Genomic DNA, 25,165 nt, shown 5'->3' with positions numbered 1-25,165 from the left:
ATCAGACCGTCAGCGCCCCGCTCATCGCAGGCTGAAGCGCGGCGCGCGCGCGATGCGAGTGGAACACGACATCCGAGATCTCGAACGACGACACGGCGTCCTTCAACTGGCGCGTCTGCTGATGCAGCGAAGACGCCGCCGCCGCCGCTTCCTCTACGAGTGCCGCGTTCTGCTGCGTCATCTCATCCATCTGCACGACGGCCTGGTTGACCTGCTCGATACCCGTGCTCTGCTCCAGCGACGACGCGCTGATCTCGGCCATCATTTGGGTGACGCGCGAGATCGAATCCGATACGTTGCGCATCGCTTCGCCTGCGCGTTCGACCAGTACCGAGCCGCCCTGGATTTCCGCGACCGACTCGCTGATGAGTTCCTTGATTTCCTTCGCCGATTGCGCGCTGCGCTGCGCGAGGCCGCGCACTTCGCCCGCGACGACGGCAAATCCGCGGCCCTGCTCGCCCGCGCGCGCCGCTTCGACGGCCGCGTTCAACGCGAGAATGTTGGTCTGGAACGCAATGCCGTCGATCACGGTGATGATCTCGGCGATGCGGTCAGAACTTTGCGCTATGCCCTGCATCTTCGAGACGACCTGGTTCACGACGTTGCTGCCGTGCGACGTCGCGTCAAGCGCCGTTTCGGCCAGCGCGTTCGCTTCGCGCGCGTGGTCGGCGTTCTGGCGCACGGTCGCCGTCAGTTCTTCCATGCTCGACGCCGTTTCTTCGAGCGACGCAGCCTGATTTTCCGTGCGAGCCGACAGATCGGCGTTGCCCGTCGCGATTTCGTCGGCGCCGATATAGATTGAATCCGCTGCTTCTCGTACGGTCTTCACCGTGCGTGCGACGCTCGCCTGCATTACCGCGAGACCTGAGAACAGACGGCCGATCTCATTCGTGCCGCGCTCTTCGATCGGCTGGTTCAGTCGGCCTTGCGCGATGCGCTCGAAATGGCGGCCGGCTTCTTCCAGCGGACCCACGACGCCGCGCCGCAGCGCCACGTACACGCCCGCCGTGCCAGCCAGCAGCAGCGCAATGATCACGATGCCGACTGTGCGGAACAGCGTCTGATGTGCATCGATCGAATCGAGCGATGCGCGGCCCGTTGCATCGCCGAATTCCGTGAAGTTGTGCAGCTCTGTCAGATACGCGTCCTGCATACCTTGAGTCGGCTGATCGAGGAACGCCTGAATGTTGCCGGCATCGAGGTATTGCGCCAGTTCGCCGAGCGCGGTGTGGATTTTCTGGTACTTCTCGTTGAGTGCGGAAGCGCGCGCGCTGTTGTCGTCGTTGAGCTTGGGGGCGTTCATGAAAGCCGTGAACGAGCGGTCTGCGGCCGCGAGCTGCTCGCGCGCGTGCTGGACCATCTCCGTCGGTTCTGCGCCGCCGCGCACCATTCGCGTACCGGCACGCGACAGGTTGATGCGCGCGTCCATCAGATTCTGCGTCGTCACGTTGACGGCATTCACCTGATGCAGCGCGACGTTCGCGAGATCCTTCACGTCGTCGTGCGTGCGGGTCATCGACCAGAAACCGAGCCCCTCCGTCACCAGCTGGAAAATACAGAACGCGGCGAGAACACATAACAAGCCGGAAGCCACTTTGATCTTGCTGAACATCGAGACACCTGAATTGCTGAAGAAGGACGGGGAATGCACCCGGGTTTACGGCAATCCCTCGCGACGGCTTGAGCATCGAACGACAAAAAATCCCGCGTGTAAGCGTTTCGGCGGCTTACGCGGAGTGGCTGCATCGTTTTACACAATAACCGCCGCGCGATGCTTCGAATTACCTTGACGCGCTGCGATTGCGCTTCCTAGAGTTGGGACATCGCCATGCGGGCTCAGCCCGAAGGAACGACGATGACTGATCTACTCGACCGGGCGCGCGGCGCACTGCACGCCCAGCCCTTTAGCGTGCTGCTCGGCACCGAGCTGATGTATGTGGGCGCGAACGAGCTGACGCTGTGCCTGCCGATTCGCGACGAGTTGCGGCAGCAGCATGGTTTTGTGCACGGCGGGGTGATCAGCTATCTCGCCGACAATGCGCTGACTTTTGCGGGCGCGCTGGCGCTCGGACCGAGGGTCGTGACAGGGGAGTACAAGATCAACTATCTGCGGCCGGCTGTGACCGGGGTGCTGATGGCGCGGGCCGAAGTGGTGTACGTCGGGCGGCAGCAGGCGACATGCCGGTGCAGTGTTTTCGTCACTGACGGGGATCAGGAACGGCTTGTCGCCGTTGCGCAGGGGACGATCAATCGCATCGGCGACGGGGCTGAAAACGATGCCAGGTGACCGTTTCCTGTCAGCGCGCAGTCGCCATTCGGGGACTTTAAAAAGCCACAAACCCAAAAATGTCGGCTGCGTCGCAGACCTCGAAAATAACCGCTACTCGGCAAACATCGAAAGTCCCTGCACGATCTCCCTCAACATCGCAGTAACCTCATCGAGGGAAGGCGCAACATACTCATCGATCCGCTTGAGATAAGGACAAGTCATGGCAGCAATAGCCTGTCCAGACGCAGTCAATAACGGAAACGTCAGATCGGTGACACCAAAAATCTGCTGACTGTCCTTCTGCGAAAAACCGGCATCGCGAATCGCCGCGCAAACGGCCTCGAGCGCGTCGTGATCGATGGTCACTTCCCCTTTGACCTTCGTGTGCTCGGCAAGCATATGCTCACGCTGCTCGAGCGTCTGAAACGCCAGCATCGTGCGCCCCGAACTTGTATCGATCAAACCGACCCGCGAGCCGAGCCGCACCGAAATGCCCCATGTGCCCGGCCCGTCCACCTGTGCAATTACCAGCAGATTGCCGCGATCGTAGACGGCGAGATGACACGACTGTTCGGCCTCCGTCGCAAAGCGCTGCATCAGCGGCAACGCTTCGGAAATCAGCCGGTTCATCGGCGGATGCCGGTGCGCGAGTGCATACAGCTTCAGGCTCAACGAATAGCGGTCGCCCCCCGCCGATCTCACCACGTACTGGCGCGCCACCAGCCGCTCCAGCATCCGGTACATCTCGCTCGCGTTGCGCCCCAATAGTTTCGTGATTTCGGCGCGCGTCAGGCCGCTCTTCTGCTCCGCAAGCAGCTCCAGTATGTCCAGCCCCTTGTCGAGCGCAGGCGCCCGATAGCGCTCGGCGTCGTCCTTCTCTTCCACGTCCATCGTCATCAGTCGGTTGGTGTTTGACATTCGCATCGATTATCGGCCGTCAAAGCATCGTCACACAGGGCACAGCGCGCCAGGGAAAACACCCACGCCGTGGTCGTTGACTTCGAAAAGTTCGCATATGAATAATACGTTCATTGGTGAATGCATGCACCAATGCCCATAGCAAAGCGAAGGTCGATGTACCCGGTTCGCCGGTTCCTGTTCCCACAACGCAGCTCAGGCAGGGATGAGCCAATGCGCCAACTGCCATCGCCAAAGGAGACAAGCATGGGTTTTGCCAAAGAGCCGCGCGCGGCTCGCCGTTCTGTTCAGGGTGCATTGACGGCCGCCGTGGCCGCTGCGTGTGTGGCCGGCATCGGCTTCAGCACCGCCGCGCAGGCCGCCGATTCCAGCAAGGTCGGCCTCGGCCTGCCGCTTCTCACATCACCGTTCTGGCAGTCGTACAACAACTATCTGCCGAAGTACGCGAAGGAAATGGGCATCGACATCCTCGCGCCCGTCAATTCGAATAACGACCCGGCGCAGCAGATCACCGACATGAACAATATGGTGAATCTGGGTGCAAAGGGGATCGTGGTCGGACCGATCGATTCGGCCGCGATCAGCCGCGCGCTCGATTCGGCATCCGCGAAAGACGTGAAGGTCGTCGCCGTCGACGTCGCGCCGACGCAAGGCAAAGTCGCGATGGTCGTGCGCGCCGACAACCGCGCGTACGGCACGAATGCATGCAAGTACATCGGCGAGCACGTGAAGTCCGGCAAGGTCGTGCAGATCATGGGCGATCTGGCCTCCGTCAACGGACGCGACCGCTCCGAAGCATTCCGTGCATGCCTGAAGAATTATCCGGCGCTGTCGCTGCTCGAAATTCCCGCGGGCTGGAAGGGCGACGTCGCGGCAAGCTCGCTCGATAGCCTGCTGACCGCCAATCCCGATGTGAAGGCAATCTACATGCAGGCGGGCGGCGTCTATCTGTCGCCGACCCTGCAGACGCTGCGCCGCAAGCAGATGCTGTTTCCCGCAGGCGATGCGAAGCACGTCGTGATCGTCAGCAATGACGGCATCCCGCAAGAGTTCGACGCGATCCGCAAGGGAGAAATCGACGCGACCATTTCGCAACCCGCCGATCTCTACGCCAAGTACGGCCTCTACTACATGAAGGCCGCACTCGCCGGACAGACGTTCAAGCCGGGTCCGACCGACCACGGCAGCAACATCGTCCAGTTGCAGCCGGGCGTGCTCGAAGACCAGTTGCCCGCGCCCCTCGTGACGAAGGCCAATGTCGACGACAAGAACCTCTGGGGTAACACGCTGAAATGATCGATGACGCGAACGCATCCACGCGCGCGGTCGTCGAAGCGCTTGGCGTAGGCAAGCGCTTCGGCAACCACGCGGCGCTGAGAGACGTGAGCATGCGCGTGATGCCCGGCGAGTCGCATGCGCTCGTCGGGCGCAACGGCGCGGGCAAATCGACGCTCGTGTCGATCCTGACCGGCCTGCGCAAGTCCGACACGGGCGAAGTGCGCTTCGGCGGTGAAGCTGCGCCGCCCGTCGCGGACCGCGATGCGTGGCGTGAACGCGTCGCGTGCGTCTATCAGCATTCGACGATCATCCGCGAGTTGTCCGTCGCGGAGAATCTGTTTATCAACCGGCAGCACACGCGCAACGGCGTCATCGACTGGCGCATGATGCGGCGCGATGCGCGAGCGTTGCTCGATCACTGGAAGATCGACGTGCGCGAAGATGCGCGCGCGGGCGACCTCACTGTCGAAGCACGCCAGCTGATCGAAATCGCGCGGGCGCTGTCATATGGCGCGCGCTTCATCATTCTCGATGAACCGACGGCGCAGCTTGACGGCGACGAAATCAAGCGGCTCTTCAAGCGCATCGAAGAACTGCAGCGCGAAGGCGTGACCTTCCTTTTCATCTCGCATCATCTGCAAGAGGTGTACGAAATTTGCCAGGCCGTGACCGTGTTGCGCGATGCAAGGCATATCGTCAGCGCGCCGGTGTCGGCGTTGCCACGCGACAAGCTGATTGAAGCGATGACGGGCGAGCGCGGCGGCCTGAACGTCACCGATGCGGCATCGCGTGATCCGCTGCCTGCGCATGCGGCCGTCGCGTTGCAGGTCGAAGGACTCGCGGGCGCGGACTACGAAGATGTGTCGTTTGCCGTCAAGCGCGGCGAAGTCATCGGACTCACGGGTGCGACAAGCAGCGGACGCACGAGCGTCGCGGAAGCGATTGCGGGACTGCGCAAGCCGCAGCGCGGCAGCATCCGCGTGGACGGCGAAGCGTTGCCACCCGGCGACGTGCCCGCTGCATTGAAGCGCGGCATCGGCTGCGTGCCGAAGGACCGCCATCACGAAGGGCTGGTGCTGACGCAATCGGTCGCCGAGAACGCGTCGATGACGATCGCGCGCGTGCTCGGCAAGTTCGGCATCGCGCCGCCCGCGAAGAAGAACGCATTCGGCAAGAAGATGATCGACGCGCTCGGCATCGTTGCGCAGGGACCGGAGCACGTGGTGTCGGGACTGTCGGGGGGTAATCAGCAAAAGGTGGTGATGGCCCGCGCGCTCGCCACCAATCCCGATGTGCTCGTGCTGATCGATCCAACGGCGGGCGTCGACGTGAAGTCGAAAGAAGCGCTGCTGTCAGTCGTCGATCGCGTGCGCGACGAAGGCAAGGCGGTGATCGTCGCATCGGGAGAACTCGACGATCTACGCACCTGCGACCGCGTGCTGGTGATGTTCCGTGGCCGCATCGCGGCTGAGTTTCCGGCAGGTTGGGAAGACAACGACCTGATCGCGTCCGTTGAAGGAGTCAGTCTCCATGAAGAATAGTGTGCCTGCGTTTGCCTCGGCTCAAGGGATGGGCGCAAGCGCCGCGCGTCCGCGCATCGAGTTCGCGCGTCTGCGCGATCTCGCGCTGGTGCCCGCGCTCGCGTTGCTGATCGTGATCGGCGCGTTCGTCAGTCCGAGCTTTTTGACCAAAGCGAATCTGATCAGTGTGCTGGGTGCGTCTGCGGCATTGGCGCTCGTCGTACTCGCCGAATCGCTGATCGTGCTGACGGGCAAATTCGATCTCTCGCTCGAATCGACGGTCGGCATTGCACCCGCCGTCGGCGCGATGCTCGTGATGCCCGCGGCGTCCGCCGGTTTCGGCTTCGAATGGCCTGCGGCCGCCGGCTTGCTGGCGATCGTCGTGGTCGGCGCGCTGATCGGTTTCATCAACGGCTTTCTCGTCGTGCGGCTACGGCTCAACGCGTTCATCGTCACGCTCGCGATGCTGATCGTGCTGCGCGGCATGCTGGTCGGCGCGACGAAGGGCGGCACGCTGTTCGACATGCCGCCGTCGTTCTTCGCGCTCGCGACCACCATCGTGCTCGGCTTGCCGCTCTCCGTGTGGCTCGCTGCCATTGCGTTCGGCATCGCGGCGTTCATGTTGCGCTATCACCGGCTGGGCCGTGCGCTGTATGCGATCGGCGGCAATCCTGAAGCGGCGCGCGCAGCGGGCATACGCGTCGAGCGCATCACGTGGGGCGTATTCGTGCTCGGCAGCGCGCTGGCGTCGATCGGCGGACTGGTCGTGACGGGTTACGTCGGCGCGATCAACGCGAATCAGGGCAACGGCATGATCTTCACGGTGTTCGCGGCGGCCGTGATCGGCGGCATCTCGCTCGATGGCGGCAAGGGCACGATGCTCGGCGCGCTCTCGGGCGTTCTGCTGCTCGGGGTCGTGCAGAACCTGCTGACGCTCGCGCAGGTGCCGTCGTTCTGGATTCAGGCGATCTACGGCGCCATCATTCTCGGCTCGCTGATGGTTGCTCGACTGGCCAGCGGCGAAGGACAAAACTGACATGACCGACAAGACGGACGCCCGCCTCATTCTGCTGAGCCCCGACGACAACTGCCTGATCGCCGCCGCGCGCCTCGATGCCGGCACGCAGATCGATATCGAAGGCGAGCGCGTCACGCTCGCGAAAACGATCGAACTCGGTCACAAGCTCGCGCGCCGCCAGTTGCATGCCGATGAAAAGGTGCTGCGCTACGGCGCGGCGATCGGCCACGTGACCGTCGACGTCGCACGTGGCGAGCATCTGCACACGCACAACCTCGAAAGCGATTACCTGCCGACGTATACCCACGACGCAGGCCACGCATTCGTTCATCACTGAGCGGGCGAACAAAACATGACCGACCTTTCCTTAGTCAATGGAACGCAGCCCGAGCTGCAAGGCTATCTGCGCGGCGATGGACGCAAAGGCATCCGCAACGTGGTCGCGGTGGCGTATCTCGTCGAATGCGCGCATCACGTGGCACGCGAGATCGTCGCGCAGTTTCGCCCGTCGCTCGACGCGTTCGACGACGCCTCCGCCGAACGCGACGCACCCGTGCATCTGATCGGTTTTCCGGGCTGTTATCCGAACAGCTACGCTGAAAAGATGATGGAACAGCTGGCGACGCATCCGAACGTCGGCGCGGTGCTGTTCGTTTCGCTCGGTTGCGAGAGCATGAACAAGCATTATCTGGTCGATGTGGTGCGAGCGAGCGGCCGCCCCGTTCACGTGCTGACGATTCAGGAAAAAGGCGGCACGCGCAGCACGATTCAATACGGTGTCGACTGGGTGCGCGAAGCGCGCAGCGAACTCGCGAAACAGAAGAAGATGCCGATGGCGCTGTCCGAACTCGTGATCGGCACGATCTGCGGCGGCTCGGACGGCACGAGCGGCATCACGGCAAATCCGGCCGTGGGCCGCGCGTTCGATCATTTCATCGAGCACGACGCAACCTGCATTTTCGAGGAGACGGGCGAACTGGTCGGCTGCGAGTTTCATATGAAAAGCCGCGCGGCGCGCGACGATCTCGGCGATGAAATCGTCGCGTGCGTCGCGAAGGCCGCGCGCTATTACACGATACTCGGCCACGGCAGCTTTGCTCCCGGCAACGCGGACGGCGGATTGACGACGCAGGAAGAAAAGTCGCTAGGTGCGTATGCGAAGAGCGGCGCGTCTCCGATCGTCGGCATCGTGAAGCCCGGCGACGTGCCGCCAACGGGCGGTCTCTATCTGCTCGATGTCGTGCCCGACGGCGAACCGCGCTTCGGCTTTCCGAACATCAGCGACAACGCGGAGATCGCCGAATTGATCGCGTGCGGCGCGCATGTGATCTTGTTCACGACGGGACGCGGCTCGGTGGTCGGCTCGGCGATTTCGCCCGTCATCAAGGTCTGCGCGAATCCGGATACCTATCGCAATCTGTCGGGCGACATGGATGTCGATGCGGGGCGTATCCTTGAGGGCCGCGCCACACTGGACGAAGTGGGCCGCGAAGTGTTCGACCTGACGCTCGCCGTCGCACAGGGCGCGGCATCGAAATCCGAGTCGCTCGGGCACCAGGAGTTTATTCTTACGTACAAGACGTTCGAGCCGGTCGGGCCCGCATGCCTGCCTTCCAATGCGGCGCTGCCGCATCGGATCGTCAGCGTGGCGGCACAGTGAAGGCCGTCGCGAGCGCATTAAAGAACATGGAGAGCGAGACGATGACGGATGCGGCAGTTTCAAACGTGAGCAAGCGGCGCAAGATCGGACGGCGCTCGCTCGAAGTCACGGGCCTCGGTTTGGGCACTGCGCCGCTCGGCGGACTCTACCGCGATCTCGCCGACGAAGAAGCATTCGGCGCCGTTCAGGCCGCGTGGGACGCGGGCGTGCGTTACTTCGATACCGCGCCGCACTACGGCCATACGAAAGCCGAGCATCGTCTGGGCGATGCGCTGCGGCGCTATCCGCGCCATGAGTTCGTGCTGTCGACCAAGGTCGGACGCCACTATGTGCCGCGCAAGCATCCGTACGACGGCAGCGAAGGCTGGCAAAATCCGCTGCCCTTCGAAGCAATCTACGACTATACGCACGACGGCATTCTGCGTTCGTTCGAAGACAGCCAGCAGCGCATGGGTATCGTCGATATCGACATCCTGCTGGTGCACGACATCGGCGTGGCGACGCACGGCGAGCGCAACGCGCATTACTGTCAGCAACTGACGCACGGCGGCGGCTTTCGCGCGCTCGACGATCTGCGCTCGCAAGGCGCCGTGCAGGCAGTCGGTCTCGGCGTCAACGAAGGCGCGGCGATCCTCGATGCGATACGCGACTTCGACATCGATTGCGCGCTGCTCGCCGGCCGCTACACGCTGCTCGAACAGGCCACGCTCGCCGATCTGCTGCCCGAATGCGAAAAGCGCAATGTCAGTATTCTGCTGGGCGGCGCGTTCAATTCGGGGATTCTCGCGCTCGGCGTCGAAGGCGATCTGAAGTTCAACTATGGCGAAGCGCCGAAGGAAATCATAGAACGCGTCGCGCGTCTCGAAGCCGTGTGCAAGGAGCATGGCGTGCCGCTTGCCGCCGCGGCGCTGCAGTTTCCGTATGCGCATCCCGCTGTCGCCACGGTGTTGACGGGCGCGCGCAATGCGGCTGAACTGCGCGAGAATGTGGCTTCATTCGACAAGCCCATTCCCGCTGAACTCTGGCAGGCGCTGCGCGATAAAGGATTGCTCGATTCGCGCGCGCCCGTGCCGGCAGCCTAGCGGTTCAATCACATCATGCAAATCGACGCACACCAGCATTACTGGAACCCCGAGCGTGGCGACTACGGCTGGCTGACGCCGGAACTCGCGCCGCTCTATCGCACGTTCGGCCCTGATGATCTGGCGCCGCTGCGCGAACGCGCGGGCGTGGCGCGCACGGTCGTCGTGCAGGCCGCGCCGACCGTCGACGAGACGCGCTATCTGCTCGAACTCGCGAGCAACGAACCGTCTATCGCGGGCGTCGTCGGCTGGGTGCCGATGCTCGATCCCGACGCGCCCGCCTTGATCGCGGAACTCGCGCAGAAGCGGAAATTCAAGGGCGTGCGGCCGATGCTGCAAGATCTGCCCGACGACAACTGGATTGCGAATCCCGCATTGAAGCCCGCTGTCGATGCATTGATCGCCAGCGACCTCGCGTTCGATGCGCTGATCTTCACGCGTCATGTCGATGCCCTCGAAACGTTCATCGCGCGCTTTCCGCAGTTGCGTGTCGTGATCGACCATGGCGCGAAGCCGCCGATCCGCAACGGCGATGCGGGCTGGCACGCATGGGCCGAGGGCATCACGCGGCTCGCAAAGCTGCCGCACGTGCATTGCAAGCTCTCGGGGCTCGCGACGGAAGCCGCGCAAGGCTGGACGGAAGCGACGCTGCGTCCGTACGTCGATCACCTGCTCGCGGCATTCGGGCCGAAGCGGTTGATGTGGGGCAGCGACTGGCCCGTACTGAACCTGAACGGCGACTACCTGCTATGGCATTCGATCGCGACGCTGTTGCTGTCGTCGCTTTCCGATGCAGAGCGCGATGCGGTATTCGGCGGCAATGCAGCCGCGTTCTATCGGCTTTGACTACATCGAGATTTCCACATTCGCGCCGGTGAGCAACCGTTGCAATAACCGGTATGCCCAAAACGCCAATCCAACGGGAGCGCTACATGGTACAAAGACTGGCCGGGAAGACGGCCTTGATCACGGCGGCAGGACAGGGCATCGGCCTGGCCACGGCCGAGCTTTTCGCGCGTGAAGGCGCGCGCGTCATCGCCACCGACATCCGCATCGACGCGCTCAAGGACAAACCGGTCGAAGCGCGTACGCTGGATGTTCTGGACGGCGCGGCGATCCACGCGCTCGCGCAGGAAATTGGACCGGTCGATGTGCTGTTCAATTGCGCTGGCTACGTGCACGCGGGCTCGATCCTCGAAGCAAGCGAAGAGGATTGGGACTTCGCGTTCGATCTGAACGCGAAGGCGATGTACCGGATGATCCGCGCGTTCTTGCCTGCGATGCTGGAGAAGGGCGGCGGGTCGATCATCAATATGTCGTCGGCGGCATCGAGCGTGAAGGGCGTGCCGAACCGCTTCGTGTATGGTGCGTCGAAAGCCGCCGTCATCGGCCTGACCAAGGCTATCGCCGCGGACTTCGTGACGCGCGGCGTGCGCTGCAACGCGATCTGTCCGGGCACGGTACACTCGCCTTCGCTCGAACAGCGCATTGCGGAACAGGCGAAAGCGCAGGGCTCGACGGTCGATGCGGTGCATGCTGCGTTCGTCGCGCGTCAGCCGATGGGCCGTGTCGGCAAGCCGGAGGAGATTGCGGCGCTGGCGTTGTATCTGGCGTCGGACGAGTCGGCGTTTACGACGGGCCAGGCGCATGTGATCGACGGCGGCTGGTCGAATTGAATGCGGGTATCGATATTCATGAACCACGGAATCATTGAACAGAGGAAACTGCAGCGATGAAACTGCTTCGTTATGGACCGAAGGGCCAGGAAAAGCCGGGCTTGCTGGATGCGCAGGGCAAGATTCGCGATCTGTCGAATGTGGTCGCCGACATCGACGGCAGCGCGTTGACTGACGCAGCGCTCGCTAAGCTGCGCGCGATCGATCCGGCGTCGCTGCCGGTGGTTGAAGGCAATCCACGCATCGGACCGTGTGTCGGCAAGATTGGCAAGTTTGTGTGTATTGGCCTGAACTATGCTGACCATGCGGCCGAATCGAATCTGCCCGTACCGACCGAGCCTGTCGTTTTCAACAAGTGGACGAGCGCGATCGTCGGTCCTAACGATGGCATCGAGATTCCGCGCGGCTCGAAGAAGACGGACTGGGAAGTCGAGCTGGGCGTCGTGATCGGCAAGGAGGCGAAGTATGTCGACGAAGCGAATGCGCTTGATTACGTTGCGGGCTATTGCGTGATCAACGATGTATCCGAGCGCGAATGGCAGATCGAGCGCGCGGGTCAATGGGACAAGGGCAAGGGTTTTGACACGTTCGGCCCGATCGGGCCGTGGGTTGTCACCCGGGACGAAGTGCCCGATCCGCAAAATTTGAAGCTGTGGCTGGAGGTGGACGGGCATCGTTATCAGAATGGCAGCACGAAGACGATGGTATTTGGCGTGGCCAAGCTGGTTTCTTATCTCTCTCAATGTATGAGCCTCCAGCCTGGTGATGTGATTTCTACTGGCACGCCGCCTGGTGTAGGAATGGGCGTCAAGCCCGAGCCGGTGTATTTGAAGGCTGGGCAGACTGTGAAACTCGGAATTGAAGGGCTTGGCGAGCAAGCCCAGAAGACTTATTCGGCCGAATAGGCGATTTTTTTCTGCGACGCAGGCGCTGTCTTTGCCTTCTCGGCGTGGGCTACGCCTTTTGCGGTTTGGTTCTGGTTTTTGGGGTTTGGTTCTGGTTTTTGGGGTCTGGTTTGGCTTCTCGCTGGCATCCGCGTTGTGTCTCCGGTTTGCTGGCGTTGCCCCTGTGCGGGGCATTTTTACTGTTGCATAGAGTTGCTTGGCGTCTCATAAGCCATAAGGATCAAGCCCTTACGTTGCATAGGGTGGCGTAGAGTTGCATGGAGTGTCATACGGAAAGTGTCCTCCATGTGTCCTACGCTGCCCTGTGCGACGGTCGATCAACGACCCAGGGAGAGGGCTAAAAATGGCACGAGTCGACATCAACCGCAATTTCCTGCTGACCGTCAAGGCTGACGGCAAGGCACGATACATTTCCGATGCAAAGCTGCGCGGGTTCTGCGTCAAGGTACACCCGTGCTCCTGCGCCCCGAGTCGGAAGAGGATCGCGCCCGTCTGCTGGAAGCACTCGAACATATGGCCGACGTCAGCCCGGTAAATGCGACTATCGCGAAAGAAGGCGTCGAGATTGCATGCGCTGGCTCGCTACCCTTTTGTAGTGAAGCGGATCAACGTCTTCTGAGTCTCACCACAGACGGCGTGGCGACGCAGCACCGAGACGAGGGCGGGCATCGCCTGCCCGCTATCACATCTCAATGCGCCGCCGCTTGCGTATGGAGACAACCGGCTCGGCCCTTGGCGACGTGACAGGTTGCACGACAGGCTCGGCTGGCGGCATTTCCATCTGTCCGTGCACGACCTCACGACCCAGTCTGCGCGCTTTGTTCCTGATGCGCTGACGGCCCAGCATGAACGGGTGGCCGACGCCGCCATTGCGTCCAGGCTTCGCATCCGGCATTTCCTCGGGATTGACGGGCGGTCGGGATTGCTCTTTCATGGATGGTCAGAACTGCATTGTGGCCTGGACGCCGGCCGTGACGCGCGCGGTCGGAAAACCTGCGGGTTTGTAGATGGGTGTTCCAGCGAACAGGTCATACGAGAACCCCGCGTACTTCGCCGGAATGCCGCCACGGATGCCAATCACCGCGCCCGCGAGTTGGGTGCCCGCCAGAATCGCCGTGTTCGGCCCGAACACGCGCCCGTAGTCGATGCCTGCGTATAACGTCTGACCCGTCTGAAAGATGGGCCATTGCAGTTCATTGCGCCAGTAGAAACCTTTCTCTGCCGCGAGCATCGTTTCGCCGTCGAAGCCCCGCACCGTGTAGCGGCTGCCGATGGTCAGATCGTCGATGAAGAACAGCCGGTCGTTCGTGAACTGGCCGTGAACGGTCGACAGGTAGCGGAAGTTTTGCGTCGCAATGGCGAACGGCACCGACAGGTTAGCGTCGAGCACGAGCATCCTGTACAGGTAGGTGGGCAGTGGCTTGCCGTCGTCTGTCGATGCGTACAGGCTCGGGTCGGGGTCGCCCGTTGCGCCCAGGCCGTGAATGCCTTGCCGGTATGCCAGTGTTCCGTCGAACTGCGCTGCGCCGAAGTAGTGGCGGTCGGTCAGCCCCGCCTCGACGAACGTGTTGTTGCGGTCCTGGATCGGGATCGACGTGCCTTCGATAAAGCTCTCGCCGAAGCGCTTCGACAGTTGCAGCTCCATGCTGAACACGTCGTTCTGGCTACGCGAGAGCACGCGCGCGAGACGGAACGCGGCCGTCTGCGCGTTGCCGCTCGATACGAAAGTCTGGTTCACGCCCGCAATGTTCTGGTAGTAGGTGTTCGTGTTGCCCGACAGCGTCGCCGTCCAGTAGCCCCACGGCACGGAGTACGAGCCGTTGAAGCCGTGTGAGCCGAGCGTCTTGTTGCCGAATGACAGGTCCTGATTCGCGCCGGCCGTCAATGTGTCGTTCAGCCCGAGCGGGTTGTCGAGGCCGAGGCTCACGTTGCCCTGCCATTTGCCCGTCGCCTTCGTACCCGAGTTGTCCACCGATGCGACGAAGCTCCAGGGTTTCGCGCGCTTCACGTTCAGCACCACGTCACTCTCGCCTGGCGCTTCGGTGGGCTCGATCTTCATGTCCACGTCCTGGGACGCGACGCGCTTCATCTGCTCCAGCCCCTGCTCAAGGTCTCGCAGGTTCAGCAGGTCGCCGTCGCGTGCAGGGAATGCGGACTTCCATGTCCCGCGCGTGTCGGGGTCAGCAAAGCGCAGATGCCGCACGGTACCAGGCACGAGCGCAACTTTCAGAATGCCTGTCGATACGTCCTGTTCGGGCAGCAGGACGCGCGTGGTCACGTAGCCGCGTGAAAGGATCACCTGTTGCAGGCCCTTCGTGAGCACGTCAAGTCCGGCCTTGCCGATGCACTCGCGCCGGTAGTGGTCGAGCCATTCGCGCGCGAACCAGAAAGGATCGAGCGGCAGGTTGGATGCGCCGTTCTTGCGCGCGACATCGGGCAGTGTCGCAGGCACGTCAAGCGTGAACGTGTCGATGCGAAAGCACGGTGATTCGTGTGGAAGGTCGGGATAGACTCCGGCGTTCGGCACGGTTGAGCGCACGGCTGGCGCATTGACGGCCTGCTCCCGCTGCTGCGCGTCGCGTTGCTGTTTTAACTGCTGGTTCTGTTCCGCATTCGCCCGTGCTGCTGCCGCTTCGTCTGCCGGGGATGGGGCGCGTTGCGCGGACGCAAGTGTGACCAGGGCTGTGAGCGGCAGCGCCGCCAGCCTCTTGCTTAGTTTCATTGCCGAAGTAGTTCCTGATTCTTCCTGCTGTGCGGTAAGCGGCCCGCGGCCGCTCACGCTTTCCGCCACATCTGTGGTGAAGTTAGAAAAAGATCTTTTTGATGAAGAGCGCGCCAATAAACCCAAAAACGACTACCACGGCTATCCAGTAACCTGTTTTTTGTGCTTTGGTCATCTTGGCGTACTGTTCGGGACTCGGACCGCCACCAACAGCCATATCGACCTCCTTATTTACTTTGTCCCGTCACCTGAGTCGTATGGCTCCAGGGAACAATGCCGTACGAGAGCGTGCCAGGCTGGCCCACACCTATCTCAATTGCCGTAGCGCCGCCATAGGCGTGTGTAATTGCTCCTATAACGTTCACACCCATATTCGTTGGTATCGACACAAAAGCTTGGTTCCCGTCACCCGCGACAAGGTTCGTTACATCCTGCGCGGTCTTTGCGCCGAAGATATAGCCAAACGTCGTGCTGACGCCAGGGTTATACGACACCGCCGAAGGATTGGTCATGGCTACTCCACCTCCTGCGTACAGCGAGCCATCGTACAAGTTCACGACGCCCGATACATTGGCCGAAAGTACCCCGGCGTTTACGGTCATGTAGTCCGGTGCCAATCCACGCCCGCCAGCCCCAAGTCCCGCCGAGTAATCTCCCGTGTTCCAGCTTGGAGAGAAGGGACCGTATGGGTCAATCGTCGGCGTACTTACAGTTTGCGCGGATGCCGGGTTCCAGCTATACGGCGAGTTGGCGCCGCCTGTGTTCTGAACAATCAGGTCTTGCACTGCCTTCGAAGGCGTCGACAGCATCGAAGGATCCTGAACAAGATAGTTATTTCCGGCGCCGTCCTTCGTAAGCTTCATCCCGGTTGTGTCAGAGACAGCACTTGCGGGCGTGTTGGCGTTCAACGGCACCACAACGCCCGTTGCGACAATCTCGCCATACCGACTGTTGTTCGCCGCTCGCATCGCGTTTTCAATCTGTGCATCCGTGATAGGTGAACCGTCAGGATTCTTCAACCCTTGCGCTGTTGCCTGTGAAGCGATCTGTTGCGCTTTTGTCTTTTCCGGTGCATGCAACTGCCGGTTGTAGCGGTCGGCGTTATAACCGGAGAACGCGCCCGCATTGCCGCCGACCGCTGCGCTTGCGCCAATAGCAATCGCGTTCGCCACGATGTTGCCGAGTGCCTGGTTCATGCCCGCATTGCCGGTCGGGTTCGAACCGGCAATCGCGCCGCTCAGTTCGTTCAACTTGCCCGCCGCAATCGACGCGATGCCCGCACCGGCCGCGCCGCCGAGCGCGTTGCCGCCTGCCAGCCCCGTCACGAGTGCCGCGCCCGCCGCCTGCATTTCCGCCCGCGCCGTGCCGCCTTCCTTCCACGCGTCCATGCCTGCCTGGTCGCCGTTGGCTTTTGCCTCTTCATACTTCGACTGCGCAAAGTCACCCACTCGCCGCGAAACGGCTTCGCCCGCCGCGCTCGCCGCCGCCATCAAGTCAGCCTGGTTGTTCAGTATGTTGTTCACGTCCGGCATTTTTACGACCGTACCGTTCGTGTTTAACGTATCGCGGTTCAGGCTTGCCACGTCCTGCGTCTGGTGCGTGCCGTTCGTGACGTTGATCGTGCCCGTGCTGATCCCGCTGCGCGTAGTCGCACTATCGCTCCCGCTGTCGCTCTGTCTCAACATTGGCGCACCGCCGCCTGCGTTCTTGCCGGAAGCGGGGCCGTGCGTCGCGTAGTTCGAACCGCCGTCGCCCGTCGTTGCCCCCGCACTGAACCCGCTGGAATGCGCGTTGTAACTCGACTGGTTCTGTATATCGGAGTACGTCAGCGTGCCCGTCGACAGGTTGTTCTTCGACGCGTCCGCATCGCTCGCGATGGTCGCGCCTTTCAGGTCCGTGTTGCCCTTGACGTTGACGTTGAATCCGCCGTCGCCCGCCTGGATGCCTGCCTGTTCGTTCACGCCCGCATAGCTGCCGTTGGCATTTGCGTTGGTGTGGCTGAAACTCGCACTGCCGCCGCCCTGGCTGATCGCAAATCCGCCACCAGTGCTCTCCTGATGCGCGCTGCTCGTCATCGTGTCCTGCACGCTCGCGATGTTCAGGTTACCGCTGACATCGGCATTCACCTGACGGCCGTTCACATTCGCGCCGACGATGTTGGTATCGCCGCCCGAAATGATGGTCGCGGTATTCGCCGCCGTGACATGCGTATTGTTCTGCATCGTCGCGTCGCTGTTCGCGTTGCCGTGCGCCTTCGAAGCTGACGCGTCCACGCCGAATCCCTGCGTGCCGTATGACACGCCCACGCTCGCGCTGCTCGACTGGTTCGTGCTGCGCGTCGAATCCGTATCGGTCGTGTTGACGAGATTGACCTGGTTTTTCGCAGCAAGAATCACATCGTTCGCGTCGACGTTCGAACCGGCAATCGTGACGTTGCCGCTTCCGGCCTGTCCATTGCCTGTCGCGACGAATGCGGCCGTGCCGCCAGCCGTCACACTCGAACCCCGGTTCGTCGTGCTTTCCGCCGTGTACGTGCTCTTGCTATGGCTGCTGCCGTAACTGAGTTCGATCTTGGCGGACGGTGTCTGACCGTTGGCAAGTTCGCCGAGCGCCGCGCTCGCCGCCCCGATGGAATCAAGTGCGCCGCTTGCCGCCGCCATACCGTGCAGCGCTGCCGCACGGTCGTTTTGACTGCGACTTGCCGCGCGCGCCTGGTCAACCGTATTCGAAACGGCGTCGATCACAGGAGCCTTGATCGCGAGCGTGAAGCCGCTTTGCTTGACCTCGTGCGTCTCATCGTGATGCATCGTGTCGAGCGCTGAATCAATCGTCACATTCGCGCCCGTGCCCGTTACGTTTTTCGCAGCAACCAGGTCGCTGCCCGTGACGTGCAGATCGTTGCCCGCGACGATGTTCAGGCTGCCGTTGAGCGAGCCGACCGTGCTGCCGTTGTTCGTCACTGTCGCGTCATGGATCGTATCCGTCTGCGTCTTGCTGCCGACCGATATGCCAATACCGCCGCCCGTGCCGAGGCCCGACTCGTGCTTCTGGTAGTAGCTGGACGCGTTCTGCATATCCTGCGACGTGGTGATGTTCACGTTTCCGGCCGCATTCAGGGACACGTCGTTCGTTCCCGCGACAGTCGAGCCTTTGACGGTCAGATCCTTACCCGCGCTGACGTTCACCGTATCGCCCGACACCGTACTGCCGACCCCGATATTGGCCTGCGTGTCCTGCATCTGTTCCGTCGTCGAGCCATGTACGAAGCTGCCGCGTTTGAACTCGACGGCCGAATAGCTGTCGTGTTCCTCGCGTGCCTCGTTGATATCGACTTTGCCGGTGGCCGCAATGTTCGCCGCGCCCATACCCGCCGAGAGGGACGAACCTGTGAGCGTCACGTTACCTTGCGACGTATCCGCACTGAGCGCAGCGAGTGTGCCGTTGCCGCCCGCGCTGAACGACGTTCCCACCGCCTGCTCGTCGTAGCTGCGATCTTCGCCGCTACGGGTCTTGTCGCCGCGCGTGACATCGTCACGGCTGGCCGTGTTCGTCACCGTTGTCGCCGTCAGGTTGCCGCCTGCCACAACGGCCATATCGCCGCCGGCGCTGACAGACGCGCCCCTGAACGTCATGTCGTTGCCGCTTTGCATCGCGAGACTGCCGCCTGCACTGATGCCGCTCGTCTGGTTCAGCGTCGTATCGGCGTGCATGAAGTTGTCGGCGTTCTTCATGACCGACTGCGACGTGTGCGATTCAACCGTGTCGACGTTGATATCGTGGCCCGCTGCAATCTGCGCATTGCCGCCCGCCGCGATGCTCGCACCATGCACGTTCAGGTCGTTACCCGCCACGATCACCATGTCGCCCGTCGAGGCAATCGTACCTTGCGCCCCGACCAGCGTTTGCGTGACCTTGCTGTTGCCTACCGTGGAACTCACGCCAACCGTATCGACGAGCGTCGTATTGACGATATCGTGACCCGCAAGCACGGCAACCCGGTTGCCCGTGATGCGGCCCGATGCGTTGACGACATCGTTCGTCGCCGACAGCACTGTCGTGCCGTTGTCGGTGCTGCTGCCAATCGAGCCGCCGCGATTGACAATGTTCGTCGCGCTGATGACCGTCTGCGTGCCGCCTTTGATGACGCCCGAGTTGGTCGCGCTGCCCGTCGCGTGAATCTCGACATCATCGGCAGAAATGAGTGCGCCCGTTGGTTGCAGGTCGTTCGCGTGCGTGTGCGCGAGATAGACGACGGGCGCGAGCACGTTCTGCGTGCTGCCGTCCGGCAACGTCACGGTCTGGTTCACCATCCACACGATATCGCTAGTGAGCGCGTCCATCTGCGCGGCCGTCAGCGCCATGCCGGGTTCCAGGCTGAATTCCTTCGCGACATTCACGCCGTTGTCCATCAGCGCGCGATACTCGTCCTCGTTGTTCGTATAGCCTTGCAGGTACACGCGACCCGTCAGTTGGGTAATCTGGTTGCGGATCAGCGTCGTCTCGTACAGCCCGTCACCCATGCGCTTCTCGACCGTCGACGGGTCGTAGCCAAGCTGCCTGAGCATGTAGTCGCTCGAAATGAAGCTCGTGTAGCTGGTCAGGCGCGGATCGGTTGCGATCAGATATGCCGCGCCAGGTGCCGTGTTGAACGTGTAGAGGCCGCTTTTGGGCGACGCGATATTCAGCGCTCCCATTGGCCCTGTGACCGATTGCGGCGCGTTGATGGTCTGCGTCTGTCCTGTCGCGAGATTCACGGTCTGTGCGCCGCCGCCCGTGATGCCGCCCACCGTTCCGTTCGCGCCGAGCGTGCCGCCCGTTGCGCCCGTGGCCGAGTTCGCCGCCGTGACATTCGTGTTGTTGATGTCGGTTGCGTTGATCTGCACCGCGTTGTTCGCGATGATCGTGCCGCCCAGGCCACCGATGGCAACCGGCGTCAGGATCACAGTGGGCTGGACCACCTGACCGACGTCGCGCGAAATGTCCTCGTTCCACGCATAGGTCGATACAATGTCCTGCTTCTGATACTGGTACAGCGTCTGTCCGGTATTGTTGACGGTCGTCCCGCCATAGTTGCCGCTCGCCACGCCGCCGTCCGTCTGGCTGCTGCCGATCGGGATCGCGCCGCCCGCTCCAATGGCGCTAAAGCTGTTGTTCAGCGTGCCGACATTGGCAAGGACCATGTTGCCGCCCGCCATGATCTGAGCCTCTTGCGCCTGTGGCCCGGTAACCTGGTCCTGCTGTGTCGTGGTCGTCGTGTCACGCGCCGACTCGATGCGCTGGTAGTGGTGGTGCGCCTGGTTGTCGCCAGGATATTCCGTGCCTGGATCGTAGTTGACGTGCGGGTCGTAGTCGTCCCAATAGGCGACCGTGACCGTTCCATCGCCGTTGGTCGTGAGCGAGTTGTAGTAGATGGTCTGCTGCTGACCGTTGAGATTCACGACAAGCACGCGGTCTACCGCATTCGGGCCGCTGGCGGTGGATACGACATCGGCATTGCTGAACGTGGCGTTTAGCGGATTCTCGTAGCCCTTGTCCCACATGTCCTGCGTGCAATAGCCTTTGTCGCCATTGGTCGGCGTGCAGGCCATGTATTTGTCGCGCTTGGTCTGATGAATCGTCTCGACATCGGTCGTGACCGTCTCGACCGTGGGCGCGGGGCGCGTGTTGGTCAGCGTCTGCGTCGCGATTTCGATGTTGCCCTGTGCGTCGATGGTCGACTGGTCGTTCGTCACCGAGTTCGCGCGATTCGCGAGCAGCCCGTTGCCGTCGCGTGTGGCGTCGGCCGCGATATTGACGTCACCCAGGCTGAATATGTTCGCGCCGCCCATGTTCGAGATGTCGGAGCCGAACAGATTAACGGCCGACGCTGCGGCAATGGCTGCCGCAGCACCCGTGTTCGCAATCGAACCGGCGTTCAGTGTGACCGTGTTGCCGACGATGGTCGCGACGTTCGAGAGTGACGCGCTGCGCGTCGTGACGCTATCGCCTTCGATGCGGCCTTCGTTCGTGATCGCGTTGGCCGCGTTGACCGTCGTGTTCGCAGAGTTGATATCCGCGCCCGCCTGGTTATCGACGTTCGCAGCGTTGAGCGTCAGTGCATTCACTGCGCCAAGCGTGCCCTGGTTCGTGAAGTTGCCCGCTGTCGTGAAGGTGAGGTTGTTGTTTGCCTGGATCTGGTTCGCGCCCGTCAGCGTGTAGTCGCCGTTCACCGTGACCGTGCCGTCGTTGCCAGCCACGATCCGGCCGTCGCCCGTGAGCGAGCCTGTCGTGACGCTCAGGTTCTGGTCGCTGCCAATTGCGCCGTTCTGGTTCGCAAATGCGCCTGTGGTAATGCCGATACTGCCGCCGCTGCCCGTATCGTTGCCGATACGTCCATTCGTGTTGTCCAGCGTCGAGGTGTTGAGCGTGACCACGCCGTTGCCGTGGATCGAGCCACCCGCGTTGATGACGACTGCGTTCGGGCCGTTGAGCGTGACGTTGTTCGCGCCCGAGAGCGTCGCGCTCGTGTTGTCGGCAAGCTGCGCTATGGTCAGCGTCAGGTCGTGACCCGCAACGAGTTGCGCGCCGTTCGTGCTGGACAGCGTCTGCGCGTTGAGCGTGACATCGCCGTTGCCGCCAATCGTGCCCGCGCCCGCGACGCCGCCTGTATTGCTGTTCGTGATCGCGCTGGCGCTGATCGTGGTCGTGCCGGAACCTGTGTTTGCGATGCGACCGTTGGTGTTGTCAAGCGTTGCGCCCGTGACCGTCAGCGTTGACCCGGTGCCGTCCGCCTCGATCTGCCCGCCCGTGTTGTCCATTGCGCCCTGTGCTGACACCGTCGTGTTACCCGTGCCCTGGATCATGCCCGCACGGTTGCCGAACGTGCTGCCGGACGTGACGGATACCGCGCCGCCCGCCGTGATTGTGCCGCCCGAGTTGTCGACGCTGCCACCCGCAACCGATACGCCACCATTGCCGCCAATCAGGCCGTTCTGCGTGTTCGTGACCGTGCCCGTCGCCGTGACGCTCGTCGCGCCCGTGCCACCGTTTGCGATTGAACCGCCGTCGTTGGCGACCGACTGCGCGGACATCGCGAGTGTATCGTCCGCCTGGATCGTGCCGCCCGCGTTGTTGAGTGCGCCCGCGTCCGTGACCGACACCGTCTGCGCACCGATGTAGCCCGCGCTGTTATCGAGCGAAGCAACCAGCAGCGTCGCGCCTGTCTGCGCCGCGAGCGTGCCGCCGCGATTCGATACCGCGCCCGCACGCACGTCGAGCGCGCCGTTCGTCGCAATTGTTCCGCCGTTGTTCGACAGCGCGCCCGTTGCAACCGACAGCGTTCCCGTCCCAGCGCTGGCAATCGCCCCGTGGTCGTTGGTGAGTGTGGCCGGGCCGAGCGTGAGGCTGTCGGCATTGGTCTGGAGCGTGCCGCCGGTATTATCGAGCGTGCCGGTTACATCGACGGTCGTCGCGGCCGTGCCTGTCTGTGCGATGCTGCCGTTGCGGTTGACGAGGTTCGTCGCGCGCAGCGTGAACTGAGCGGTCTGCGTCGTGCCGCTGCTGTTGTCGAACGTCGATGCCGTGATCGATGCCGCGCTCGCGGCTGTGATGCTGCCCGAGTTCGTCAGCGACGTGCCAGCCGAAAGTGTTGCATTGCCGTTCGCCGCGAGCGTGCCGCTGCTGAACAACGTCTGCACGGCCGACGCGATCAGGTTCTGGACGGCAGTGATCGAACCGGCGTTTGCGACCTGTCCCGCCCGGATGGTCACGTTGCCGTTCCCGCCGATGCTGCCGCCCGCGCCGTTCTTCAGCAGGCCGCTCACGGTGAGATTCAGGCCGTCGGCATTGAGCGATGCGATGTGACCGCCCGTGTTGTCGGCGGAACCCGCCTGCAAGGACAGCGCACCGTTGGCCTGCATCGTGCCGCTCTGGTTCGAGACCGCGCCCGTGACCGTTGCCGTCTGCGTGGCCCCGGACACCATCTGGCCGCTGTTATTCGACAGGGCGCCCGCTGTGATCGCCTGCGCACCGCCCGAAGACAGCGCGCCGCTATCGTTTGTGAGGGTGCCCGTTGCGCGGGCGTTGAGCGTCGTGCCCGCCGTCGTCGTCGCGCCTGACAGATTCAGGTCGCCGCCGTTGGCCGCCAGCGTCATCGTGCCTTTGGCCGATGTCGTGCTCCCGGCAAGGTTGACCGCCGAGCCATTCACTGACGCATTGCCGCCCGCCGCATTGCGGCCCGCCGCCGTGACCACACCCGTCGCCGACACCGACAGGTCGCCCGCATTGGCCATCGTGCCGTCGCCGTTCACGCCAGCGCCGAGCGTGCCCGTCGAGGCGACGCTGCCCGCATTGACGGTTGTGTTCTGCTGCGCGGCGAGCACGCCGCTGTTGGTGAGCGCGCCCGACGTGTTCGCGCTGACGTTCTGCTGCGCGTAAGTCGTGCCGCTGTTGTCAATGCCATCGCGTGCGCTTGCGCTGATGTTGCTGCTCGCGTTGGTCTGTCCAGCGAGAACCAGCTTGCCCTGTGATGTCAGTGTCAGGTCGCCGGACTGTGCAGCAATCACGCCCCGGTTCGAAACCCCGACACCGTACTCATTCGAGGCAAGCAGAATCTTCCCCGAGTACATACCGCCCAGGTTGCTCACGTCGATGGACACGGCAGGCGCGGGGCCGTTTCCCGTTATCGGTGTGGCAGCAAGCGTGTTATGGTCGATGCTGTTCGCGCCCGTGATGACGTTCAGGTTCTTCCCGGCATAGATCGCGGCATTGACCTGGACCGCACGCGCCAGCAGGTCTACCTGATCAATATTCGACGCATTGAAGCCCGCGCCCTGCACGGTGATGTTGCCGCCCGTCACACTGAAACCCGCGAGCGACCCGTCCGCCGCAAAGTTGGGCGTACCTGTGGTCAAAATCGAGCGAGACGTATTGATGAAACCGCCGCCGTTCACGCTGATGCCTGAGCCGTTCGCGATCACGACTTCAGCAGGCGGCCCGGCGACTTCGACATAGCCGTTGATCTGGCTTGCACTGCTGGAGTTGACCTGATTAACGATGATTTTCGCGGCATCGTTCGGCCCGAAGTTGGGATTACCGTTGATGTACCCCGCAAGTTGCGTGTTCGTGATCGTCGCCGAGTTGTTCAGGATCGCGCCATTCTTTTGAACATCGAACTGGCTATAGGTGTTCATCGACACGCCCGCACCCGAGGGCTTGTTGATATTCACTTGCGGGATACCGTTCTGCGTCGTGTTAAGACCAGGCGCGTGCGCGCCGCCTGGAACGATCTGCGAGAACGCCAGCAGGGGCGCGACAGCCAGCATGAGCGCAACCAGATTGCGAAGCGGCGAACGTGTTGCCTTCCTTGACGCGCGGCCCGTTGCGCGGGTCTCGCCGGCAGACTTGCCCGAAGCAGTGGCGGTTTCCTCGACGGCCACGAGCATCCCGCGAAGCCGGCTGAACACAAGCCGGTAAGTCGTCCTGTTCATTTTTTATTCGTCTTGCTTATTAATGAATCGGTAAACCTAGACGAAGGCGCGCGCTATTTCCGTCAACATTCGTCAACGCTCGCGCCGGCGCAACACTTCGCGATAAATCGAACCTGTCTGATTGCGTCGCGTACGAAATCCGTTTACCGCTAGACGAAAAAAAGCCCGCTCGTGGCGGGCTGTTAAGGGTTGCTCACAAATTGGCCGGGAAGCAACCGGAACTTTGCGCATCGGGTAGATGCGCGTGAATCAAGCTCATCGTAGGCAGCACATGGATCGGTCGCTATCGGACGGTTCCGAATCTACGTTACTCCAGCCGCCTGAGCTTCAATAACCTGAAAGACGGCCCTTCGCCCGTGTGATGGACAGCAAACCACAGGCTCAGGTCATCTGCGCGTCGCGGTTCGCGCTCGACGACTCTTGCAATCGCTCTTGCGCACGCGCGGCGCCTCGACTCGCTTGCATCGTCTGTCAGCAGTGATTCGCCACACTCAAGGCGTCCAAGCTGCCAGGTCAGGGAACCCGCGACGAACTCTGCGGTAGTCGTGCGCTCGCGGCGCGGACTGTCGTCACTTTCACTGGTAGAAGCATCATGAGCAATGATCCAAATGAAAAGTCCAGGTTCCGCAGAACAGCCGCAAAATGCGTCC

The 25,165-nt window shown here is 62.4% G+C and carries 16 protein-coding genes; 10 read left to right on the top strand and 6 right to left on the bottom strand.

Features of this window, described 5'->3' with window-relative positions; all coding sequences use genetic code 11:
• Nucleotide 1: 1 nt before the first annotated feature.
• The gene (locus BPHY_RS21655; RefSeq protein ID WP_012403595.1) at nt 2–1,612 is read right to left on the bottom strand and encodes a methyl-accepting chemotaxis protein; all 1,611 of its coding nucleotides are present in this window, start codon (nt 1,610–1,612) and stop codon (nt 2–4) included.
• Nucleotides 1,613–1,855: 243 nt separating this feature from the next.
• Between BPHY_RS21655 and BPHY_RS21650 the strand changes: the two genes are divergently transcribed.
• Complete coding sequence (locus BPHY_RS21650) at nt 1,856–2,287, top strand: PaaI family thioesterase (protein WP_041765242.1); 432 nt, start codon at nt 1,856–1,858, stop codon at nt 2,285–2,287.
• Nucleotides 2,288–2,380: 93 nt separating this feature from the next.
• On the opposite strand, the gene BPHY_RS21645 is transcribed toward BPHY_RS21650, so the two are convergent.
• Nucleotides 2,381–3,160: an IclR family transcriptional regulator gene (locus tag BPHY_RS21645; RefSeq protein ID WP_041765240.1), complete on the bottom strand. Its 780-nt coding sequence runs from the start codon at nt 3,158–3,160 to the stop codon at nt 2,381–2,383.
• Between the two features lie 273 nt (nt 3,161–3,433).
• Here BPHY_RS21645 and BPHY_RS21640 point away from each other — a divergent pair, with 273 nt between their 5' ends.
• The 9 genes from BPHY_RS21640 (at nt 3,434) to BPHY_RS21600 (ending at nt 12,326) form a co-directional block, all read left to right on the top strand.
• The gene (locus BPHY_RS21640; RefSeq protein WP_012403592.1) at nt 3,434–4,483 is read left to right on the top strand and encodes a sugar ABC transporter substrate-binding protein; all 1,050 of its coding nucleotides are present in this window, start codon (nt 3,434–3,436) and stop codon (nt 4,481–4,483) included.
• Nucleotides 4,480–6,006 carry a sugar ABC transporter ATP-binding protein gene (locus BPHY_RS21635; protein ID WP_012403591.1) on the top strand — a complete coding sequence of 509 codons (1,527 nt, stop codon included), beginning with the start codon at nt 4,480–4,482 and terminating at the stop codon, nt 6,004–6,006. The genes BPHY_RS21640 and BPHY_RS21635 overlap by 4 nt, the downstream gene beginning before the upstream one ends.
• Complete coding sequence (locus BPHY_RS21630) at nt 5,996–7,021, top strand: ABC transporter permease (protein ID WP_012403590.1); 1,026 nt, start codon at nt 5,996–5,998, stop codon at nt 7,019–7,021. Before BPHY_RS21635 ends, BPHY_RS21630 begins: the two co-directional genes overlap by 11 nt.
• 1 nt (nt 7,022) lies before the next feature.
• On the top strand, nt 7,023–7,340 hold the full coding sequence (locus BPHY_RS21625) for a UxaA family hydrolase (RefSeq protein WP_012403589.1): 318 nt from the start codon (nt 7,023–7,025) through the stop codon (nt 7,338–7,340).
• 15 nt (nt 7,341–7,355) lie between these two features.
• Entirely contained in the window at nt 7,356–8,663 is a 1,308-nt protein-coding gene (locus BPHY_RS21620; RefSeq protein WP_012403588.1) for a UxaA family hydrolase, read from the top strand.
• 41 nt (nt 8,664–8,704) lie between these two features.
• Complete coding sequence (locus tag BPHY_RS21615; RefSeq protein ID WP_012403587.1) at nt 8,705–9,745, top strand: aldo/keto reductase; 1,041 nt, start codon at nt 8,705–8,707, stop codon at nt 9,743–9,745.
• A gap of 15 nt (nt 9,746–9,760) precedes the next feature.
• On the top strand, nt 9,761–10,591 hold the full coding sequence (locus tag BPHY_RS21610; RefSeq protein ID WP_012403586.1) for an amidohydrolase family protein: 831 nt from the start codon (nt 9,761–9,763) through the stop codon (nt 10,589–10,591).
• Between the two features lie 86 nt (nt 10,592–10,677).
• Entirely contained in the window at nt 10,678–11,421 is a 744-nt protein-coding gene (locus tag BPHY_RS21605; RefSeq protein ID WP_012403585.1) for an SDR family oxidoreductase, read from the top strand.
• A 56-nt stretch (nt 11,422–11,477) separates the two neighbouring features.
• On the top strand, nt 11,478–12,326 hold the full coding sequence (locus tag BPHY_RS21600) for an ureidoglycolate lyase (RefSeq protein ID WP_012403584.1): 849 nt from the start codon (nt 11,478–11,480) through the stop codon (nt 12,324–12,326).
• Nucleotides 12,327–13,008: 682 nt separating this feature from the next.
• On the opposite strand, the gene BPHY_RS21595 is transcribed toward BPHY_RS21600, so the two are convergent.
• The 4 genes from BPHY_RS21595 to BPHY_RS21585 form a co-directional block, all read right to left on the bottom strand.
• Nucleotides 13,009–13,260 carry a hypothetical protein gene (locus BPHY_RS21595; protein WP_012403583.1) on the bottom strand — a complete coding sequence of 84 codons (252 nt, stop codon included), beginning with the start codon at nt 13,258–13,260 and terminating at the stop codon, nt 13,009–13,011.
• Nucleotides 13,261–13,266: 6 nt separating this feature from the next.
• On the bottom strand, nt 13,267–15,048 hold the full coding sequence (locus BPHY_RS21590; RefSeq protein ID WP_012403582.1) for a ShlB/FhaC/HecB family hemolysin secretion/activation protein: 1,782 nt from the start codon (nt 15,046–15,048) through the stop codon (nt 13,267–13,269).
• Nucleotides 15,049–15,130: 82 nt separating this feature from the next.
• On the bottom strand, nt 15,131–15,265 hold the full coding sequence (locus BPHY_RS43875) for a hypothetical protein (RefSeq protein WP_279612536.1): 135 nt from the start codon (nt 15,263–15,265) through the stop codon (nt 15,131–15,133).
• A gap of 10 nt (nt 15,266–15,275) precedes the next feature.
• Nucleotides 15,276–24,515 carry a polymorphic toxin type 22 domain-containing protein gene (locus BPHY_RS21585; protein ID WP_012403581.1) on the bottom strand — a complete coding sequence of 3,080 codons (9,240 nt, stop codon included), beginning with the start codon at nt 24,513–24,515 and terminating at the stop codon, nt 15,276–15,278.
• Between the last annotated feature and the right edge of the window lie 650 nt (nt 24,516–25,165).

It is taken from the genome of Paraburkholderia phymatum STM815, assembly GCF_000020045.1.
GTDB lineage: Bacteria > Pseudomonadota > Gammaproteobacteria > Burkholderiales > Burkholderiaceae > Paraburkholderia > Paraburkholderia phymatum.
The sequence above is the reverse complement of the archived record's forward strand: the minus strand, read 5'-3'. Positions and strand labels throughout refer to the sequence as shown.

Bases quoted from the DNA above. Each gene is read 5' to 3' on its own strand.
- BPHY_RS21655 (WP_012403595.1), bottom strand. From the start codon at position 1,612: ATGTTCAGCAAGATCAAAGTGGCTTCCGGCTTGTTATGTGTTCTCGCC.
- BPHY_RS21650 (WP_041765242.1), top strand. From the start codon at position 1,856: ATGACTGATCTACTCGACCGGGCGCGCGGCGCACTGCACGCCCAGCCC.
- BPHY_RS21645 (WP_041765240.1), bottom strand. From the start codon at position 3,160: ATGGACGTGGAAGAGAAGGACGACGCCGAGCGCTATCGGGCGCCTGCG.
- BPHY_RS21640 (WP_012403592.1), top strand. From the start codon at position 3,434: ATGGGTTTTGCCAAAGAGCCGCGCGCGGCTCGCCGTTCTGTTCAGGGT.
- BPHY_RS21635 (WP_012403591.1), top strand. From the start codon at position 4,480: ATGATCGATGACGCGAACGCATCCACGCGCGCGGTCGTCGAAGCGCTT.
- BPHY_RS21630 (WP_012403590.1), top strand. From the start codon at position 5,996: ATGAAGAATAGTGTGCCTGCGTTTGCCTCGGCTCAAGGGATGGGCGCA.
- BPHY_RS21625 (WP_012403589.1), top strand. From the start codon at position 7,023: ATGACCGACAAGACGGACGCCCGCCTCATTCTGCTGAGCCCCGACGAC.
- BPHY_RS21620 (WP_012403588.1), top strand. From the start codon at position 7,356: ATGACCGACCTTTCCTTAGTCAATGGAACGCAGCCCGAGCTGCAAGGC.
- BPHY_RS21615 (WP_012403587.1), top strand. From the start codon at position 8,705: ATGACGGATGCGGCAGTTTCAAACGTGAGCAAGCGGCGCAAGATCGGA.
- BPHY_RS21610 (WP_012403586.1), top strand. From the start codon at position 9,761: ATGCAAATCGACGCACACCAGCATTACTGGAACCCCGAGCGTGGCGAC.
- BPHY_RS21605 (WP_012403585.1), top strand. From the start codon at position 10,678: ATGGTACAAAGACTGGCCGGGAAGACGGCCTTGATCACGGCGGCAGGA.
- BPHY_RS21600 (WP_012403584.1), top strand. From the start codon at position 11,478: ATGAAACTGCTTCGTTATGGACCGAAGGGCCAGGAAAAGCCGGGCTTG.
- BPHY_RS21595 (WP_012403583.1), bottom strand. From the start codon at position 13,260: ATGAAAGAGCAATCCCGACCGCCCGTCAATCCCGAGGAAATGCCGGAT.
- BPHY_RS21590 (WP_012403582.1), bottom strand. From the start codon at position 15,048: ATGAAACTAAGCAAGAGGCTGGCGGCGCTGCCGCTCACAGCCCTGGTC.
- BPHY_RS43875 (WP_279612536.1), bottom strand. From the start codon at position 15,265: ATGGCTGTTGGTGGCGGTCCGAGTCCCGAACAGTACGCCAAGATGACC.
- BPHY_RS21585 (WP_012403581.1), bottom strand. From the start codon at position 24,515: ATGAACAGGACGACTTACCGGCTTGTGTTCAGCCGGCTTCGCGGGATG.